The organism is Marinilabilia rubra (genome assembly GCF_003121985.1).
Classification (GTDB): domain Bacteria; phylum Bacteroidota; class Bacteroidia; order Bacteroidales; family Marinilabiliaceae; genus Marinilabilia; species Marinilabilia rubra.
The window spans coordinates 43,780-60,958 of record NZ_QEWP01000012.1 but is presented as its reverse complement, the minus strand read 5'-3'; the positions used below and the strand labels follow the sequence as shown (position 1 = coordinate 60,958).

The window sequence follows — 17,179 nt, the reverse complement described above, 5'->3', positions numbered from 1 at the left end:
GTTTGTCATGTTGAGCGAAGTCGAAACACCTGTTTTTCAAACAAAAAGATTCTTCGACAAGCTCAGAATGACATCAAATTCTAACTTTTGAGACGGCCCCGGTAAACTCTTTTTAAGGAAATGAAAATTAGCAAAAACCTGTATGATGACATAATAATTACTGAAATAATTCAGGTCATAACCCGGAATCGTCCAGTGCCATTTTATTGGTGTAAAAACAGGGCTGATATAAGTTTGCAATATGAAATAAGAGGATGCTTCACATACAGAAGCAGACAAATTGTAAACTATAAAAACAGAATGATATGAAAATGTTACAGACCGGAATTAAGGAAATTGAAAGTGCAGATGAGTTGCAAAAGGTTATTTCAGAAAATGAAAATGTAATGGTGTGCTGTGGACGTATGGGCCCCATGTGTATTCCTGTGTACGATGCAATGGAAGAGTTGGAGGAGGATCGTGAAGATGTAAAATTCTATTCCATGGCATTTGACAACCCCGAAGCACATGTTATCCGCAATGCACCCGAAGCCCAAGGTTTTATGGGATTGCCATTTACCATGTATTACAAAAACGGGAATGTGGCTCATGCAACGAGCAGTATCCAGTCTATGGATCAGATTACAAGTGTTCTGGATAACAAACTGAACTAAATTAAATCATCAATATGAATGATACATTTGATGTAATGATAATTGGAGCCGGAGCGGCAGGCTTAACTGCCGGTATTTATACTTCCCGTGCAAGGTTATCAACACTTATTTTAAATGAAGGTGCTGTAGGAGGGCAGATGGTGCTGACCAATGAGGTGGCCAATTATCCCGGAGTGGAAACCACCAATGGTTACGTACTTGCCAATACCATGAAGAAGCAGGCCAAATCATTTGGCTGTAAGATAAAGTCTAATGTTAAGATCACTAAATATAACCTCAAGGATGATGTTAAAGAAGTGGAGCTGGAGGACGGGCGTTCTTTTAAAGCCAAATCGGTGATTCTTACGCCCGGGGGCCGACCACGATCTTTGAATATTCCCGGAGAGGACCAGTTTAAAGGAACAGGAATCTCATACTGTGCCACCTGCGATGGCGACTTTTTCAGAGACAAAGAAATTGCAGTTATTGGGGGCGGAAATTCTGCACTTGAGGAGGCTGTTACTTTGACCAACTTTGCCTCAAAAGTTACTGTGGTGCACCAGTTTGACCACTTTCAGGCTTTTAAGCATGCCGTTGAAGAGGCTCAGAAAAATCCGAAGATTGAATTTCTGATGCAGTCTGAACCTCGTGAGTTTGCAGGCAATGGACAACTTCAGAATTTAACTGTGGAGCATTTGCCTTCAGGAGAAAAGAAAAAGCTTGATGTTGAGGGGACTTTTATTTTTATCGGATATCTGCCCAATACTGAGACTTTGAGCGGAATGGTAGAACTGAATGAGCGCAACGAAATTGTGGTGGACAGAGATATGAAAACCAATATTCCCGGTGTTTTTGCAGCAGGCGACAGCATTAATAAACGATACAGACAAATTACTACGGCAACAGCTGAAGGCACCATTGCAGCATTAAGCGCCGGGGAATATATCAGGCAGACAATGGAGTAGTTGTCTCTTTTCAAAAACCCAGAGATGATGAAGAGGCTGTTTCAAAGGTATAAATTCGAAGTCATTCTGAGCTTGTCGAAGAATATGTTCGTTTGATTAACAGATATGATGTTTCGATCAGGCTCAACATGACAAGCTTTTGGTGTTTTATACTTTTGAGACAGCCTTTTTTTATTTTTCAAGGGTTATGTTTTTAAACATCATTAACCCTTAAAACCGAATTCAATTCCTGCTTTAATATCCCATCTCATCCCCATTGCCTCCGTCTACACCTTGTCGTCCGCTTCCAGGCTGTTTTTTCTGGTTAAGACGATAGATGAATGAAAGACGGATAGACCTTGTGCTCCAGCGGAATTGGTTGGTTGATTTCAAATCGGGCTGCGTGATTTCATATCTGAATTTCCGGCTGTTTAAAACATCACGAACATTAAGGGTTAAAGTTCCGTCTCCTTTTAAAATATCTTTGCTCAGTGACATATTCATCATGTAAAATGGCTTTCTTATGCCCTGGGTCGTTTCCTGCTCACCGCGGTAAAAGAAGGTGGTTTGAAAGTTCAGATCATTGTCCCATCGCATTCTCGAATTGATGCGGGTATCCCATGAATAGGTGTCGCTGCTCAAATCCTGAACATTGCCATTGTCATCAAAAGAACCATCAGTCTGCATGCGGTAGAAGTTCACATTTCCTGACAGGTTCCACCATTTGAAAGGCTCGAAAGAAACGTTGGTTTCAGCACCGTATGCATGCCGCTCGGCAAGGTTTCGTGGCTCTGAAATGGTGATACCGCCATCGGTAACAAAATTGATCCTTTCTTCCACGCCTGTTGTGTAGCGGTAGTAGATACCTGCATAAAATGAAGATCTGCCCGGGGTGTACACATAACCGCTTTCGTAAGCATCTGTGTATTCAGGTTCCAGATTGGGATTCCCCCGTCGTAAGTTTCTTGAATCACTTAACCCATAAAAGGGATTGAGGTGCCAGAAATGGGGACGGTCAATACGGCGGCTGTAACTTATCTGCCACGAACTGTAATTACTGAAATGATAGGTTGTATGTACCGTTGGGAAGAAATCAAAATAGGAGCGATCGTTGCTTTCATCACCTTGTTTAAGGTAGGTACCAATGTCTGAGTACTCGGCCCGCAACCCCAGTTGGGTACTGATGTTGCCCCACCTGTTGGCGCCCTGAACATACATGGCCGTTACACTCTCATCGTATTCAAAATCGTTGGTGAAATCTTCATCTGTTATCCAATCGCCGTTAACCTGGTTTTGCACTTCGTAAGGGTTGGTGATGGTGCGGAATTCACCACGAATACCTGTCTCAAAGCGGCCATATTCGGAAAACGGATATACATAATCTGCCTGAACCATAAAGTTTTCTTCTTTTTCTTCATTCAAAACCTGTTGGTTTTCTATGTCATCTGGATCATTGGTTCCCAATATAACTTCTTCTTCTATTTCAGAGTCTTCGGTTTCATCGTCCAGAATGTACTGAGTAAATGCGTTGAGCTTATGTTCTTCGTTATCCGGATCAAATATTTTTTCCAGATTTAAAGAAAACTCTACATCATATTCAGTTTCTTTTTCTTTATCGTATCGCCGGGTTTCCTGGTACAAATCACCTTTCTGACCACTGTTGTCAGTATAATCACGATAACGGACATCCGTAAAATTTTCCTCATTATCGTAATCAAACATACCTGCAGCGGTAAGCGTAGTGGTTGGATTTATGAAAAAATCTGCACCAGCTCTCAGGTTGTTGGACCATCCGGTTCTGTCGCGATCTCTGTCAAGCCTTGTATGGAAAGGCGCTGTGGCTTGAGGAAAATATTGGTTGGAATATCCATCGCCCTCACGTTCGCCATAACGGACACCATAATTAAAGAAATAGTTTATTTTTTCTTGACGAAAACTCACATTGGCACCCAGCTGGTATCGTTGAGGGTGGGCGACAGAAGTCTCGAAAGAGCCATGCACGCCGTAGCGCTCATCTTTTTTAAGCACAATGTTTATGATACCTACCATTCCCTCAGCTTCATAACGGGCACTGGGATTGGTGATTACTTCCACGCGTTCTACCATATTACCCTGAAGAGCTCTTAATGCGTCGGCACTTCCTGAATTGACCAGACCGGAGGGTTTTCCGTCGATAAGCAACCTTACGCCGCCACTACCTCTCAAAGAGATATTGCCTTCTGCATCCACTGCAACCGTAGGGATGTTATCCAGAATCTCTGCAGCTGAGTTTCCTGTGTTACTGAGGTCTTTGCCCACATTAAATATTTTACGGTCAACCCCGATAACCATTTCACTTTTTTCACCCCGCACGGTTACTTCGTTAAGATTGGTGGTTGAGGGTCTCAGATAGATTGTTCCCAAATCAACTCCGGATCTTCGGTCCTTAACTGAAATATTGTTGATGGTTTCTTTCTCGTAAGCAACAAACTGCACTTCCATGAAGTAACTTCCCGGTTTTAAGGAAAAACTGAATTCACCGTTGGCATCTGTTATGCCACCTTCAACCAGAGTGGAATCGGGGGAGTAGATGGCAATGGTAGCAAATTCCATAGGAGTGTTCTCAGATTGGTCAATGATCTTCCCTGTAATTTCACCTTTGCTTTCCGGCGGGGCCGGCTGGCTGAAGCTAACTTGTGTAACCACAAAAAGGAGGACGAGCATGGAAAGTATTCTGGTTTTCATAAACGGTTGTTTGTTGTTAATGCACTGCCGTTTTAGATCCTTTTATCCGAAATAGGTTTAAGCGATTTCTATGTTAATGCCTGTTAATCTAATGTAATTAAAAAAAGAAAAGCCTGTCTGCACGTTTGCAGACAGGCTTTTCACAACTTAACCCTAACCCAAAAGTTCAAAAGAAAACTTAAAGTTCTTCAATGTTGATATCAGAAGTCGTTTCATTAATGCTTTCAACTTCAACGTCTTCAACGATTCCTAGTACCTGGCTGAATTCGCCGTCAATATTTTCAACAACAACAAGGTCGTAAGTTCCGGGTGCCAGAAATGCCAGTTTGTACATGCCTGTTTCATCAACCATGTCGCTGGAGATGGCATTGGCGAACCGAACAGCTTCTTCCTCTACTGGTTCTGCTTCTTCTTCCTCGCTGTATGTATTATTCTCGTAAATGTAAACCATGGCTTCACTTCCTTCAGGAACATTTGAAACCATTCCTGCAATAGAACCAGCCTGGTCTTCAACAATCAGCCGGATGGTTGGCTTCAGGATGTATTTCCCTGAATTGCCTGCTTTCACTACTGATTTTCTTGCATCGAAATCTGCTGTAACAGAAACAACACCATTCATTGGCACAGTAAACTCACCATTTGCTTTGTAACCGGTTTGACTTCCACTGGGAACAAACAATGGCTGTTCACTTTCGTCCTCAAATACCAGGTAACAACCGGGATTTGAAACAGAACTTTCGCCTCTTTCAACAGCATCCAGCATGAAGCGGAGTTGTGTGTATGTTCCGGCTTCAATTTCAAATGATCCCAGTAACTCTGATTCTCCACGTGTAAGATCCAGAAGGTCGTGGGTTTGTGGCCCTTCAAATCCTTCAAATGTGGCCCATTCACCATCTTCATTCTGATATTGAACACCTGTTACAGAAATGTTTACCTCTGAAATGTTGTCAGCATCCAACGGAGCATCTGTGATGGAAAGCTTTATTTGCCCTTTTTCTGTGGCATTGTTGTCATTTTCACTACATGCCCCAAAAATGAGAGGTAAAATTAATAATGGTGTCAGAAATAATAACTTGCGCATAATAACCCTTGATTTTTATTGTTCAAAAATTGAATTCTTAATAATACCTCAATTCCGCTTTTTGCCGAGCTGTAATAGCTTTTGATAAGAACTCTTTGTTTTAAAGACGAGAGGTATTAAAAAGGGTTGGAAAAATTAAAGAGAAAATTTGTAATCAACGGACACAGTAAAGTTTAAGGATGTATTGATGGAATGGTTAAGTTCTCTGGAAACCAGTTGATTTCCGGCAAAGATGTTTTTCAAACCCATCCTGTAAAAAACTCCGGTACTCAAAGTTAAAACTCCGGTCAAAGGAGCCCTGTATTCATATCCGCCAATAAGTCCGAAATCGGTATTGGAGAAATCGGATGTAATATTGGATTGTTCTCCATCGATGTTTTGGGTGGCATCTTGTAAAAAAGCAGTATAGAGGCCGGCCGAGAGATTGTGATTGAGATTTTTCCGAAAAGGCTTAATACGCCCCATAAGAGCAAAATCGAAGTATTTAAGATTGATGGTGTTGCCTACATATTTTCCCTGAATGTATTCGTTGTAGCTTTGACTGTTTTTACGTGTAAAATTGATTTTTGAAACCAACTCCCACCTTTTGCTTAGGTTAGCGGCAAAATTAAGCCCATAATTCCCGACAAAAGTGGGACGTGTTGCTGTGAAATCTTCAGGATTCAGGCCTTCGATGGTTTTGTTATTTAACACCCAGGTGTTGGCCAATTCTCCTGAAATACCGATTGTGAAATCGGAGAATGCAGATTTTGGTTTGTTAAAATTGGCAAGGGATTCAAAACCTGATGACTTTTCAGGCAACGGATTTATGTCAGTTTGGGTGTAAATATACTCTTGTTCAGGCAGGGAGAATTCAAGCCCTGATTTTTTTTCAAAATCCATTTCAAAATTGGCTTTTTTTAAAGACTTTTTAGCTAAAGTATCTTTAAAAGTCAATGTATTTGTAGTAATGATATTAATGGGTTTTGTTTTTATCCTTGCATCCGATAGTGCAACCAGGGTGGCTTGTTTAACAGAAGCTCCGATTAGTGTTGTGGATGGTGCATTTACAGAGTCAGCTTTACTGTCTTGTTGGTTGTTGGTTGCAGAATCAGGGGGCGTTTGTGTGGTTTGATTGTCGGCAACTGATGGCTTTTCAGGCATGGGAAGGAAAAACAAGATTGCCCCCAACCCAAGTAAAAGTGCAATACTTGCAGCAGTTGCGCCTCTTATTAGCCAGACCTTACGGCGGTCTTTGCGTAAAGAGGTCTCCAGCCGATTGTACACTCTGTCAATATCCAGGTCATTCTGGATATCTTCCCAGAGTCTTGATGGAGGCTCTTCTTCACCCGAAGTGATCTTATTTTTATACCATTCAAGAAAATCCATCTCGTTTATGTATTATCTCATTTAACCAGGTTTGAAGCATTTTTTTTGCCCTGCTAAACTGGGACTTCGATGTACCTACAGAAATATTTAGTTTTTCGGCAATCTCATAATGATTCATACCCTCAAGTGTATAAAGATTAAAAACCACTCTGGCACCTTCGGGCAACCGGGCTACCTGCTCCAGCAGTTCATTCATATTTATACCGGGCTTTTTTATATCTTCATTATCTGCAGAGTCTGGTATGTCTTCAGTAATCAACGAAAGATCTTTGTTTTTCTTCCGCATTTGGTCAATGGCTGTATTTGTTACAATACGACGAATCCATCCTTCAAACGATCCGCTGTGGTTGTACGATTTAATATTTCTGAATATTTTCAAAAAGGCATCGTGCAGAATGTCACCGGCCTGCTCACGGTTTTTGGCATAACTCATACACACCCCGTACATGGTAGGGGCAAACCGGCGATACAATAATTCCTGATAATATCGCTTTTCCTTTTTACAACCTTGTATAATCTCCTCTTCCGGAAAGGGTTCTTTTTCCATGAAAATTATTCAAAAATGACTGAGATGGACTGTTCAAGTCTGCCAGTCATTAATCCAAATACCGATTTGTTGTTTTTGTTATTGACTCTTACTTCTTTTCCATTGTTCGTATTGATGGCGGTAACATCATTTAAGTGGTCCAGCGTGAAATTTTGGAAAAGGTATTCTGCATTTAAAGTAACTTTTGCCTGTGAGTTTTTGTGTTTGTCCAATACAATCTTTTCGGAGGGATTAACCCGCGTTGCCCGTACCTGAATGATTTCCATTGGAACATATGAAAAACGGAACTGGATGGCAGATGAATTTCCCTGGTTCAGACTTCCCTGAAAATCAAGAGCCGGATGGGTGGCATCGCCCATGTTGAATTGGATATCCAACTTTTCATATACTCCCTGAGGAATATCAAAAGAAATATCGCTGCTTATAACCTGTTCATTCTGAAGATTGATTTCCACGGGCGGATCGAATTCCGATATTAAAAATACATCTCCTCCCTGCTCACGGATGCCTTCAATCTCAATAGACGTAATAAACGCTGTGGCGTTGTCTATGATGAGGTCTTTGAATTGATTGCCTTTGTCTTTTTGTGGGTTTTCTCCTTCTGCAAACGTTGATTTTAAGTCGCTTTTTTCGCCGCTGGTTTCAAAAGGATTTAATTCAAAAACAAAATCTACATTAGCGGGTAGGGTGAGCTCGTCCTTTTTACATCCGGTGAAAAGGAAAATGAATCCAATAGCAATTATAAAACCCCGCATAAACATTTTCTATTGTTGTTTTCTTTGTAGACGCACAAATCTACAAAAGGTTGGAAAGATGAATGTTAAATATGGTTGCAAACTTTTTTATAATGAGAATCGCCATTCCCTTGGTCCTAATAATGACAAAGGAATGACGAGGAAAATGAGTATGGTCTCTTCTGTTTCTATTCGACAAAAGAATAGGCTTCAAGTCCTTTAAAATCAGTTTTGATCGAAAATAGGGAGCCACTTAACGGGTATTCAGCCAGCTGTTCTTTTGTCAGACCTACACGGGCGGTGGTGATGTAAAGCGTTGAAAGATCAGGTCCGCCAAAAGCACATGAAGTAACATTGGGGGCAGGAACATCGATGCGGTCAAGTAATTCCCCTGTTTCCGGGTTCCAGCGGTAAACCCCGTTACCTCCCCAGTGGGCAATCCACAACATACCTTCAGAGTCTATGGTCATGCCATCCGGACTGCCTTTTTCTTTTGGAACCTCTATCACTTCCCTGCGGTTTGATATTTCACCCGTTTCATTGTCATAGTCATAAGCGTAAACACTCTGGGTGGGGGTATCGATGTAATACATCAGGTTTTTATTGGTATCCCAAACGATGCCATTGGAAATAGTAACATTCGGTTGTTTAATAATCATGGTGTCATCCCGGAGCATAAACAGATCAGCTGCACCTTCAATTTGTTCTTTGTGCATGGTTCCGACCCAAAGACGTCCCATTGGATCGCATTTCCCATCATTAAATCTCACGTTTTGTCCTGCACTTGAAGGAAATTCCGCTATCAATTCCGGTATGCCATCGCTGGTGAGTCCGAAAATGCCTGTCTCCTGAGCTGCTACAGCAATGTATTTTCCCGAAGCCGGTACAACTGTTCCTACCATACTTCCCAACTCAACATTTTGGATCATGCCTTCACCGGGTTTGTACATAAATACCCTGCCTTCGATGATATCAACCCACAATAGAGCTTCCTTTTCAGGATGCCAGACAGCACCTTCGCCAAGTTGGGCTGAAGGGGTATCTTCTACTGGTTTTAAAATTCCGCTGCAGGAAGTTAGAAGCAAAACTGCAGCCATTGTAATGAATGTTCTCATTTTTTTATGTTTTAAAAGTGTGTGTATTGTGTAAAAATACATTTTACCAAGTTAAATCGCAATTATTGGGTTGAGCGCATTCTTATTTATATACTTACGAGATTTTAGAAACTGTTTAAGTTTTATCCTTTTGGATGTCTTCTGGTCTTGAGCTCTTATACTTCGTCAAAATTTCCTTAAATAGTGCCTGTCCATAAAGTCCCATTTGCTGCGTTGTGCTTGCCACCAAAATGCTCATCCAGAAGCATATGGACTCCGCTTTTAGGGGCTTCGCTCCCGAAGCCTCGGGATTGCAACTGGAACTTTCTGACCAGACACATGACTACTCTATTTCAAAGCAGACATTATAGACCGACACTAAAAAGCGTTGCTATTCGTGTCAATTTTGACTTGTCTAAGAACTCAAGTCTTCAAAAACATCTTCTAAAAGCAAAATTTAAACAGTTTCTTAGTATTTCTCTAATTTGGTTTCATTCTCAATTGGTGGAATATTATTTTCGAACAATGAAACAGTAAAAATCAAAATTAAATAGATAAAAATGGAAAAGTCATTAAAAGGAACTGAGACAGAAAAGAACCTGTTGAAAGCTTTTGCAGGTGAATCACAGGCCAGAAGTCGTTATACTATGTTTGCCAAACAGGCCCGTGAAGAGGGATACCGTCAGATTGAAGCCATCTTTTTGGAAACTGCTGAGCAGGAGTTGCAGCATGCCAAGCGTTTTTTCAAATTCCTGGAAGGTGGTCCTGTAGAAATTACAGCTACATACCCTGCCGGAAAAGTGGGAACCACTTCGGAGAACCTCGCGGAAGCTGCCTCAGGTGAAAACGAAGAGTGGGAAGAGCTGTATCCTCATTTTGCTGAGGTGGCTGCAGCTGAAGGGTTTCAGAAAGTGGCCAATGTTTTTAAAAATATTGCCAAGGTGGAGAAAGAGCATGAAGCCCGTTACCGTAAGCTTAAAGAGAATGTGGATGAAGGGAAAGTATTTGAGCGGGAAGAAAAAGTTCGCTGGAGATGTCGTGTGTGTGGATTTGTGCATGAGGCCAATAAGGCACCAAAAGCCTGTCCTGCATGTAACCATTCTCAGGAGCATTTCGAAATTGAGCCTGAGAACTATTAGGAAATTCAAGTAACAATAGATCGTTAGTCCCGATGCTTCGGGATAGATATTAGATGTAAGATGATTCGTATCATGCTGAAATTCTGCACATTAATAAAAAAGAGAGTGCTCTTATAATCAATTGATTACGAATCTATTGTAAAAGTTTAACGGAGTATTCAACTAAGATATGAATTATGAATTGAGGGTTTCACTTTGAGTGAAGCCCTCAATTTTTATAAATAAAGTTTTCTGCTGTGTTTTATATTACCACATAATTAACTTTAATAGCAATCTAATACTTCCACTTATTGGCTAAAGCTACCAATGAAAGCATAACCGGCACTTCCACCAAAACTCCAACAACAGTTACCAGAGCAGCTGGTGATTGCAATCCAAAGAGTGAAATAGCCACTGCCACAGCCAGTTCGAAAAAATTACTGGCCCCAATCATTGCTGCCGGAGAGCAAACGGGGTGGGGGAGTTTAAGTTTTTTGCCTGCAAACCACGTGATGAAAAATATGAAATAGGTCTGAATGACCAGCGGAACTGCAGCCAATAAGATAATGAGAGGATTATTTACGATGTTTTGTCCCTGAAAAGCAAACAACAAAACAAGGGTTATAAGCAATGCCGCAATACTTACGGGTTTAAGTTTCGGCATAAAAATGTTTTTAAACCACTCCTTTCCATGACTTTTGATAAGCAGCCTTTGAGTGATAACGCCTGCCACCAATGGTACCACTACGAAAATTAAAATACTGGCGACAAGGGTGTCATAGGGGATACTGATATTCGTAATACCCAGCAACAAGCCTACAATGGGCACAAAAGCCACCAAAATTATCAGGTCGTTGATGGACACTTGTACCAATGTGTAATTGGGATCACCATTTGTGAGATAAGACCAGACAAATACCATGGCTGTACATGGCGCTGCCCCCAGAATAATGGCACCCGCAATATACTCGCCAGCCATTGCCGGGTCAATCCATGCCTGGTACAAATTTGAGAAAAACAACCAGGCAAAAAAGGCCATGGTAAATGGTTTAATAAGCCAGTTTACGATAAGTGTTAAAACCACTCCTTTGGGCCTTTTCCCTATTTTTTTGATGCTGGAAAAATCTACCTGCAACATCATGGGATAGATCATGAGCCATATAAGGATGGCCACTGGAATGTTAACTTTGGCAATTTCCAGGCTGCTGATAACTTCAATGGAATCCCCGGCAAAGTGGCCAATTCCAATTCCGCCTAAAATTCCCAGTGCTACCCAGATGGTGAGGTACTTTTCAAAAAATCCTATTTTTCTTTTTTCGTTGCTCATAGTTTTTCTTGTTTTAACGCCAAGATTCTCAAAGACAAAGAGTTTATTTAACCTTTCTGGATCCTGGTAAAGAAGCAATTGCGTAGCAACTACTTTTTAGCATACAATGTAATGCTAAAAATTCCGCTTCCTGACTGCTTAAAGGCTTCCAGCTCATCAGCACTGATGTGATTCAGCAGAACTTCATCTGACAAAACGATTTCTTTTTCCTTCTGAACAGTAATGCCAGAGAATCCCTGTCTTTTGACAATGGAAATGTATTCATCTTTGTGGATGGCTCCGGAAACACAACCGGCATACATTTCAGCATCTTCTTTCAGACTTTCAGGAAGATTCCCAACGATCACCACATCAGAAATAGAAAAATGACCACCGGGTTTTAGCACTCTGAATATCTCTGCAAAAGCTTTTTGCTTATCAGGTACCAGGTTCAACACACAATTGCTGATTACCACATCGAATGATGCATCGAAAAATGGCATCTCTTCAATATCGCCCTGAACAAATTCAATGTTCTTAAAACCTGTTTTCTTCAGATTTTCTTTGGCCTTTTGAATCATCGCCTCGGTGAAATCCAGGCCGGTCACTTTTCCTGCATCGCCGGTTTGAGTTCTGGCGACAAAGCAATCATTCCCGGCTCCGCTTCCCAGGTCCAATACATGATGGCCCTCTTTAATTTGAGCAAACTCTGTGGGCAGCCCACACCCCAGACCGAAGTCCGCATCCTTGTTATATCCTTGTTGTGATGAGTAATCCTCACTGAAAACTGTATAGTCAACTGAAGAGCAGCAACTGTCGCCACCGCAACACGATTTTTGCCCCTCTGCAATTTGCCCGTATTTATCCTGAACAATGAGTTTTAAATCTTGTGGGTTCATAACTGAGGTTCAATTTCTTCTTTATAAAATTTTTGGAATGTCTCTTTAATCTCGTCGCGCACACGAATGAATTCACTCCATATGAACTCATCACTGCCTGTGGCATGCGAAGGGTCGTCAAAGCCCATGTGCAGGCGATGCTTTACTTTACCCGTAAACACCGGACAGTTTTCGTTAGCTCCTCCACATACGGTGATAACGTAATCCCACTCATCATTAATATATTTATTTACAGAATCAGAGGTATGCTGACTGATGTCAATCCCGATTTCCTTCATCGCTTTTACAGCATTGGCATTGAGCTTGCCCGATGCTTCTGTTCCGGCTGATTTAACGGTCAATTCCGGGTTGAAGGATTGCATGAATCCATGCGCCATTTGGCTTCGGCAGCTGTTTCCCGTGCATAAAATTAGAATCTTCATGTTTTTATGTTTTAGTCGTTATTTTTTATAATGGAATTTTAAACCTCTTGCAAATGTGGGAATCGCATAACTTATCAGCACTCCAGATTATTTGCCTCAATTTCCTCTATAAATGATTTATAGATTTTCTTTAATACTTTTACTTTTTCAGGATTCAGACAGTAATTGGTGCGCTTGCCGTTTACATGCCCCTGGATTAGTCCGGCTTTCTTTAATTCAGTCAGATGTTGATTGACTGTTGTTCTGCTCAATGGCAATTCTTCAGAAATATCGCCCGTAATACAACTCTTTGTATCGGCCAGGTAACGCAAGATCTGCAGGCGTGCAGGATGCCCCAAAGCTTTGTAAAGTTGGGCGGCTTCCTGTAGATCAGAATCGAATAAGGTTGTTTTTGCAAGTACCATTTTTGCTAATTTGACGCAAATATACGTCAAATATTTGATGTGACGTAATTATACGTCATTGATATTGGGTTTTATCCCAGACCAATTGTTGATATCACTTTTGTCTGGAGCATGGGCATGGCAATGCTTGATGTCTCCCTGCCTGGCGGGAGGAAGCACAGCCTGCTAAGAAAAGCATGGTGATAATTGCCACTCCGGTCAGTAAATGCCTAAAACGGAGGTCTTTGACTAATTGATGCATGAAATGGTAGTTGAAAGCATTAATATTTATTACATTATTTCTCTATTTCCCCAGTTTCAAAATTCTGATTGCCCCTCTAACCACTATCATGAATACAATGGCGCCAATAATCAAATCCGGGTATTTCGATTGAGTGATCAAAACCAAAACTCCGGCAATAATAACTCCGCCATTGATAATAACATCATTGGAGGTGAATATCATGCTGGCTTTCATGTGGGCTTCGTTGCTTTTCGATTTCTGAAGTAAATAGAGACAAACCGAGTTGGCAACAAGTGCCAGTGATGACACAATAATCATGGTTTGAAAATCCGGGATGGCCTCAACCCCAATAAATCTCCGGATAACTTCAATCAAGCCAAATCCTGCCAGGGCTATTTGGAAATAACCGCTGAGTCGGGCAACCTTCTTTTTTCGGGAAACGGCTGTCCCAACGGCCCAAAGGCTCAAGCCATAAACAGCAGCATCGGCAAGCATGTCAAGCGAATCGGCTACTAATCCCATTGACCCCGAGATAAAACCTGTGGTAATTTCTATAACGAAGAAACTGAAATTGATTAGAAGCACGGTCCATAATAATTTGGACTGCCCCTTTACGCTTTTTGCATAAAAGTCGGAATCATCTGTGGATTCTGTTTTTACCAGATTGGCTCCCAGTTTCAGGCTTTCAAGTTCCTTTGTGATCTCGTCATTGCCGTCTAAATGGAAAACAGTCAGGCTTCGATTTTCGATGTCGAACTCCAAATGCCTGATATCATTTATGCCATCGAGTTTCATGCGGATAAGGTTCTCTTCCGATGGGCAATCCATCTTCGAAATCTTGTATGTCGACTTTTGCATTATTTTCTTTCCTTTAAAATGACGTTCAGGGGAATAAAAGCTCCTAGTTTAAGGCCCCAATCAACCTTATCTGCAGGGGTAAACAAAAATGCAAAAACATTTCCACCCTGAAGCTTCATGTTGGGGCCACCCTGCAAAATGAATTTGTCGTTGTCTGCCATATATTCAGCCGAAGCAACGATCGAAACAGGGATTTTTTTATCCATTCCTAAAAACCAATACTCGTTGAAAGTGTAAAGGCTGTTCATATAAGGTGTGTACCCAAACGAAAAATACCATTTTTTGTTCCACATTAATCCAATTTCGCCATGCAGGCGAACCGCTTCATTTCGGTTTCCGTCAAAATCATAAATAACTAAAGGGTTGACTCTGGCACCCATGATTAATTTGTACGGTTTAACATTATTGTCTTGCGATAAAGCTGAGCCTGCCATTAGCAGGAAAACGATCACTGTCAGATATTTCTTCATTGTAATTTAATTTACGGATAGAAACGAGCCTGGTATTAATTGCCATCAATCAGGATGTAAATTATCCATCATGCTAGTTTCATTTTGCCAATAGCTAAATCAGTTATTTTCGAAGAAAACACTATATGCAATCAAATGTTCGTAATGTCTTTTTACTCTAAAATCGAGGTGGTAAATGAGTAGTTCGTTGAGAACCTATTACAGGGCACCAAAGATTAACCCTGAAACAGTTGCCATAATAACTACCAGTCCGACATATACCAATGTCTTTTGTGTTCCCATTACTCCGCGAATTACCAACATGTTGGGAAGTGAAAGTGATGGACCAGCTAATAGTAAAGCGAGTGCCGGACCTTTGCCCATGCCGGCAGCCATCAGTCCCTGCAGGATGGGCACTTCTGTAAGGGTGGCAAAATACATAAAGGCTCCAACAATGGATGCAAAAAAGTTAGAGAATAGAGAATTTCCTCCTACAAGAGAGGCAATCCAATTATTGGGGATTATTCCGGCCATGGCCGTATCACCATGAGTAGATCCCAAAAGAAACCCTGCAATCACAACGCCTATTGCCAGAAGTGGCATAATTTGTTTAGCAAAATCCCAGGTAGAAATTGTCCACTCCCGGTTTTCCTCATTTTTCTTGTCGGTAAGGGTGATGATGCTTAAAGCAGCAATGCCAACGACCATGGGGACAAGGGGAGAAGATGTCAGAAATGCTGAAGCGGCTGTTGCAATCACCCCAAGCAAAACGTATTGCCACTTGAGTTTGAGAATGTAGAGAAGTGAAAATACAAGCAAAAGGGAGAAAAATGATGTGAAATGCCATTTGTGGGCCCACAGCCAATACCAGGTTCCACTCGTGACATCCCCGGCTGGTTTTCCCCAGTTGGCAAAGACAAGAATCAAAACTAGTGTGAAGAAATGAAATGCTGTTTGCCACATAGGCCGCTCCTCAGGTACATTAGGGAAGTTCATTTGCTCCTCGCGCTTGGCTTTTTCCTCTTTGTTGTAAATGAGTGACATAATTGAGCCTATGACGACGGCAAACACAACTGCTCCAATAATGCGTGCAATTCCCATTTCAATACCAAGAATACGCGCTGTAAGTATTATTGCTAAAATATTAATGGCCGGTCCGCTGTAAAGAAAGGCAATGGCCGGCCCCAGGCCTGCACCCCGCTTGTGAATGCTCGAAAAGAGAGGCAAAATGGTGCAACTGCAAACCGCCAGGATAGTGCCTGAAACGGAAGCTACTGTATATGATAACCACTTTTTTGCGTTGGCCCCAAAATATTTCATGACGGCTCCCTGACTGACAAAAACTGCTATTACTCCGGCAATAAAGAAGGCAGGTAACAAACACAAAATTACGTGCTCCTGAGCATACCACTTTGTCAAATCAAAAGTTGCCATGATGGCCTCCTGGAAGCGGGCGCTGTCTAGTGGCATAAAGAAGGCAAAAAGAAAAATGGCTATGATCCAGCCTAATATTTTGAGCTCTTTTTTTAATTCCATTATTTTAAAATTTAAACGCAGAGGCGCAAAAACGCAAAGTAATTGAAAGAATAGAAAGATTTATTTCATTCCGGGTAAAAGATTACACCGGACTGTACAAAACAGTTCCTTGTCTTTGAGATTCTATCATTTTTACATGAAAAATAATACCGTGTAATATATGCCTATCCCGATAAATAAAACTGCAACTACCCGTCGAAACCAAATCTCAAAAGTCTTTAATTTGTTGTATGTGTTACCAATAGACCCTACCGAGAATGCAATGAGCCAGGCAAATATAATTACCGGGATACCGGTTCCAAGAGCAAAAACAAGAGGCAGATAGAGTCCGCTTACGCTCGAAACCGTCATAGGAATAAGCATACCAAAATAGAGTACGCCACTGTAAGGGCAGAAGGCCAGAGCAAAAGCAATTCCTAAAAGTAATGCACCCCGGAACCCGTTTCCCGAGTTTGAGGTTAACTTATTGGTGATACTACCCAATCCGGGAATATTAATGTTGATTACTCCCAACATCATAAGGCCCACTAATATTAGTAATGGTCCGATGGCTTTTTCTCCCCATTCCTGAATGAAGCCGGCGAATTCGAACTGGCTGGCTCCAAAGAAGAATAACAATCCAATGGTGGTATAGGAAATGCTTCGCCCAAGTGTATAGATCAATCCATTAATAAAAACACGCTTCTGGCTCTCAATGTCTTTACTGATGAACCCGATGGCTGTAATGTTGGTAGCCAATGGGCAGGGACTGATGGCAGTCATCAGTCCCAATAAAAATGCCGTTAGAAATGGAAGCTCTGTATTTTCAAGAAGATTTTGTAAGAATTCCATGTGATGAAT

At 41.4% G+C, this 17,179-nt stretch carries 18 protein-coding genes; 3 read left to right on the top strand and 15 right to left on the bottom strand.

The window, feature by feature from the left end; all coding sequences use genetic code 11:
• Window positions 1–305: 305 nt before the first annotated feature.
• Together DDZ16_RS14305 and trxB are read left to right on the top strand one after the other, a co-directional pair.
• A complete protein-coding gene (locus DDZ16_RS14305; RefSeq protein WP_109265171.1) occupies window positions 306–653 on the top strand; it encodes a YbbN family protein in 348 nt (115 codons plus the stop codon).
• A gap of 14 nt (window positions 654–667) precedes the next feature.
• Window positions 668–1,597 carry a thioredoxin-disulfide reductase gene (trxB, locus tag DDZ16_RS14300; RefSeq protein WP_109265170.1) on the top strand — a complete coding sequence of 310 codons (930 nt, stop codon included), beginning with the start codon at window positions 668–670 and terminating at the stop codon, window positions 1,595–1,597.
• A 234-nt stretch (window positions 1,598–1,831) separates the two neighbouring features.
• Here the strand turns inward: trxB and DDZ16_RS14295 are convergent, their stop codons facing one another.
• The 7 genes from DDZ16_RS14295 to DDZ16_RS20865 form a co-directional block, all read right to left on the bottom strand.
• Window positions 1,832–4,300, bottom strand: a complete 2,469-nt coding sequence (locus DDZ16_RS14295) for a TonB-dependent receptor domain-containing protein (RefSeq protein WP_109265169.1) — start codon at window positions 4,298–4,300, stop codon at window positions 1,832–1,834.
• 178 nt (window positions 4,301–4,478) lie between these two features.
• Window positions 4,479–5,381 (bottom strand): DUF4382 domain-containing protein, encoded by a 903-nt coding sequence (locus DDZ16_RS14290; RefSeq protein ID WP_109265168.1) that lies wholly within the window; start codon window positions 5,379–5,381, stop codon window positions 4,479–4,481.
• Window positions 5,382–5,516: 135 nt separating this feature from the next.
• The gene (locus DDZ16_RS14285) at window positions 5,517–6,749 is read right to left on the bottom strand and encodes an outer membrane beta-barrel protein (protein ID WP_109265167.1); all 1,233 of its coding nucleotides are present in this window, start codon (window positions 6,747–6,749) and stop codon (window positions 5,517–5,519) included.
• Window positions 6,736–7,296: an RNA polymerase sigma factor gene (locus DDZ16_RS14280; RefSeq protein WP_109265166.1), complete on the bottom strand. Its 561-nt coding sequence runs from the start codon at window positions 7,294–7,296 to the stop codon at window positions 6,736–6,738. Before DDZ16_RS14280 ends, DDZ16_RS14285 begins: the two co-directional genes overlap by 14 nt.
• Window positions 7,297–7,301: 5 nt before the next feature.
• Entirely contained in the window at window positions 7,302–8,051 is a 750-nt protein-coding gene (locus tag DDZ16_RS14275) for a hypothetical protein (protein WP_146192242.1), read from the bottom strand.
• 167 nt (window positions 8,052–8,218) lie between these two features.
• On the bottom strand, window positions 8,219–9,145 hold the full coding sequence (locus tag DDZ16_RS14270) for an SMP-30/gluconolactonase/LRE family protein (protein ID WP_109265164.1): 927 nt from the start codon (window positions 9,143–9,145) through the stop codon (window positions 8,219–8,221).
• 176 nt (window positions 9,146–9,321) lie between these two features.
• The gene (locus tag DDZ16_RS20865; RefSeq protein WP_198416726.1) at window positions 9,322–9,465 is read right to left on the bottom strand and encodes a hypothetical protein; all 144 of its coding nucleotides are present in this window, start codon (window positions 9,463–9,465) and stop codon (window positions 9,322–9,324) included.
• Between the two features lie 219 nt (window positions 9,466–9,684).
• Between DDZ16_RS20865 and rbr the strand changes: the two genes are divergently transcribed.
• Window positions 9,685–10,263 (top strand): rubrerythrin, encoded by a 579-nt coding sequence (rbr, locus tag DDZ16_RS14265; RefSeq protein WP_109265163.1) that lies wholly within the window; start codon window positions 9,685–9,687, stop codon window positions 10,261–10,263.
• Window positions 10,264–10,537: 274 nt separating this feature from the next.
• Here the strand turns inward: rbr and arsB are convergent, their stop codons facing one another.
• The 8 genes from arsB to DDZ16_RS14225 form a co-directional block, all read right to left on the bottom strand.
• Entirely contained in the window at window positions 10,538–11,569 is a 1,032-nt protein-coding gene (gene arsB, locus DDZ16_RS14260) for an ACR3 family arsenite efflux transporter (RefSeq protein WP_109265162.1), read from the bottom strand.
• Between the two features lie 89 nt (window positions 11,570–11,658).
• A complete protein-coding gene (locus DDZ16_RS14255) occupies window positions 11,659–12,447 on the bottom strand; it encodes an arsenite methyltransferase (RefSeq protein ID WP_109265161.1) in 789 nt (262 codons plus the stop codon).
• Window positions 12,444–12,869 carry an arsenate reductase ArsC gene (locus DDZ16_RS14250; RefSeq protein WP_109265160.1) on the bottom strand — a complete coding sequence of 142 codons (426 nt, stop codon included), beginning with the start codon at window positions 12,867–12,869 and terminating at the stop codon, window positions 12,444–12,446. The genes DDZ16_RS14255 and DDZ16_RS14250 overlap by 4 nt, the downstream gene beginning before the upstream one ends.
• Window positions 12,870–12,943: 74 nt before the next feature.
• A complete protein-coding gene (locus tag DDZ16_RS14245; RefSeq protein WP_109265159.1) occupies window positions 12,944–13,273 on the bottom strand; it encodes an ArsR/SmtB family transcription factor in 330 nt (109 codons plus the stop codon).
• 283 nt (window positions 13,274–13,556) lie between these two features.
• Complete coding sequence (locus DDZ16_RS14240; protein ID WP_109265158.1) at window positions 13,557–14,354, bottom strand: cation transporter; 798 nt, start codon at window positions 14,352–14,354, stop codon at window positions 13,557–13,559.
• The gene (locus DDZ16_RS14235; protein WP_109265157.1) at window positions 14,354–14,824 is read right to left on the bottom strand and encodes a hypothetical protein; all 471 of its coding nucleotides are present in this window, start codon (window positions 14,822–14,824) and stop codon (window positions 14,354–14,356) included. The genes DDZ16_RS14240 and DDZ16_RS14235 overlap by 1 nt, the downstream gene beginning before the upstream one ends.
• 198 nt (window positions 14,825–15,022) lie before the next feature.
• A complete protein-coding gene (locus tag DDZ16_RS14230) occupies window positions 15,023–16,339 on the bottom strand; it encodes a permease (protein WP_109265156.1) in 1,317 nt (438 codons plus the stop codon).
• 132 nt (window positions 16,340–16,471) lie between these two features.
• Window positions 16,472–17,170 carry an aromatic aminobenezylarsenical efflux permease ArsG family transporter gene (locus DDZ16_RS14225; protein WP_109265155.1) on the bottom strand — a complete coding sequence of 233 codons (699 nt, stop codon included), beginning with the start codon at window positions 17,168–17,170 and terminating at the stop codon, window positions 16,472–16,474.
• Window positions 17,171–17,179 lie beyond the last annotated feature (9 nt).

Excerpts from the sequence above, each read along its gene's own strand:
- DDZ16_RS14305 (WP_109265171.1), top strand. The coding sequence starts at position 306 with ATGAAAATGTTACAGACCGGAATTAAGGAAATTGAAAGTGCAGATGAG.
- trxB (WP_109265170.1), top strand. The coding sequence starts at position 668 with ATGAATGATACATTTGATGTAATGATAATTGGAGCCGGAGCGGCAGGC.
- DDZ16_RS14295 (WP_109265169.1), bottom strand. The coding sequence starts at position 4,300 with ATGAAAACCAGAATACTTTCCATGCTCGTCCTCCTTTTTGTGGTTACA.
- DDZ16_RS14290 (WP_109265168.1), bottom strand. The coding sequence starts at position 5,381 with ATGCGCAAGTTATTATTTCTGACACCATTATTAATTTTACCTCTCATT.
- DDZ16_RS14285 (WP_109265167.1), bottom strand. The coding sequence starts at position 6,749 with ATGGATTTTCTTGAATGGTATAAAAATAAGATCACTTCGGGTGAAGAA.
- DDZ16_RS14280 (WP_109265166.1), bottom strand. The coding sequence starts at position 7,296 with ATGGAAAAAGAACCCTTTCCGGAAGAGGAGATTATACAAGGTTGTAAA.
- DDZ16_RS14275 (WP_146192242.1), bottom strand. The coding sequence starts at position 8,051 with ATGCGGGGTTTTATAATTGCTATTGGATTCATTTTCCTTTTCACCGGA.
- DDZ16_RS14270 (WP_109265164.1), bottom strand. The coding sequence starts at position 9,145 with ATGAGAACATTCATTACAATGGCTGCAGTTTTGCTTCTAACTTCCTGC.
- DDZ16_RS20865 (WP_198416726.1), bottom strand. The coding sequence starts at position 9,465 with ATGTGTCTGGTCAGAAAGTTCCAGTTGCAATCCCGAGGCTTCGGGAGC.
- rbr (WP_109265163.1), top strand. The coding sequence starts at position 9,685 with ATGGAAAAGTCATTAAAAGGAACTGAGACAGAAAAGAACCTGTTGAAA.
- arsB (WP_109265162.1), bottom strand. The coding sequence starts at position 11,569 with ATGAGCAACGAAAAAAGAAAAATAGGATTTTTTGAAAAGTACCTCACC.
- DDZ16_RS14255 (WP_109265161.1), bottom strand. The coding sequence starts at position 12,447 with ATGAACCCACAAGATTTAAAACTCATTGTTCAGGATAAATACGGGCAA.
- DDZ16_RS14250 (WP_109265160.1), bottom strand. The coding sequence starts at position 12,869 with ATGAAGATTCTAATTTTATGCACGGGAAACAGCTGCCGAAGCCAAATG.
- DDZ16_RS14245 (WP_109265159.1), bottom strand. The coding sequence starts at position 13,273 with ATGGTACTTGCAAAAACAACCTTATTCGATTCTGATCTACAGGAAGCC.
- DDZ16_RS14240 (WP_109265158.1), bottom strand. The coding sequence starts at position 14,354 with ATGCAAAAGTCGACATACAAGATTTCGAAGATGGATTGCCCATCGGAA.
- DDZ16_RS14235 (WP_109265157.1), bottom strand. The coding sequence starts at position 14,824 with ATGAAGAAATATCTGACAGTGATCGTTTTCCTGCTAATGGCAGGCTCA.
- DDZ16_RS14230 (WP_109265156.1), bottom strand. The coding sequence starts at position 16,339 with ATGGAATTAAAAAAAGAGCTCAAAATATTAGGCTGGATCATAGCCATT.
- DDZ16_RS14225 (WP_109265155.1), bottom strand. The coding sequence starts at position 17,170 with ATGGAATTCTTACAAAATCTTCTTGAAAATACAGAGCTTCCATTTCTA.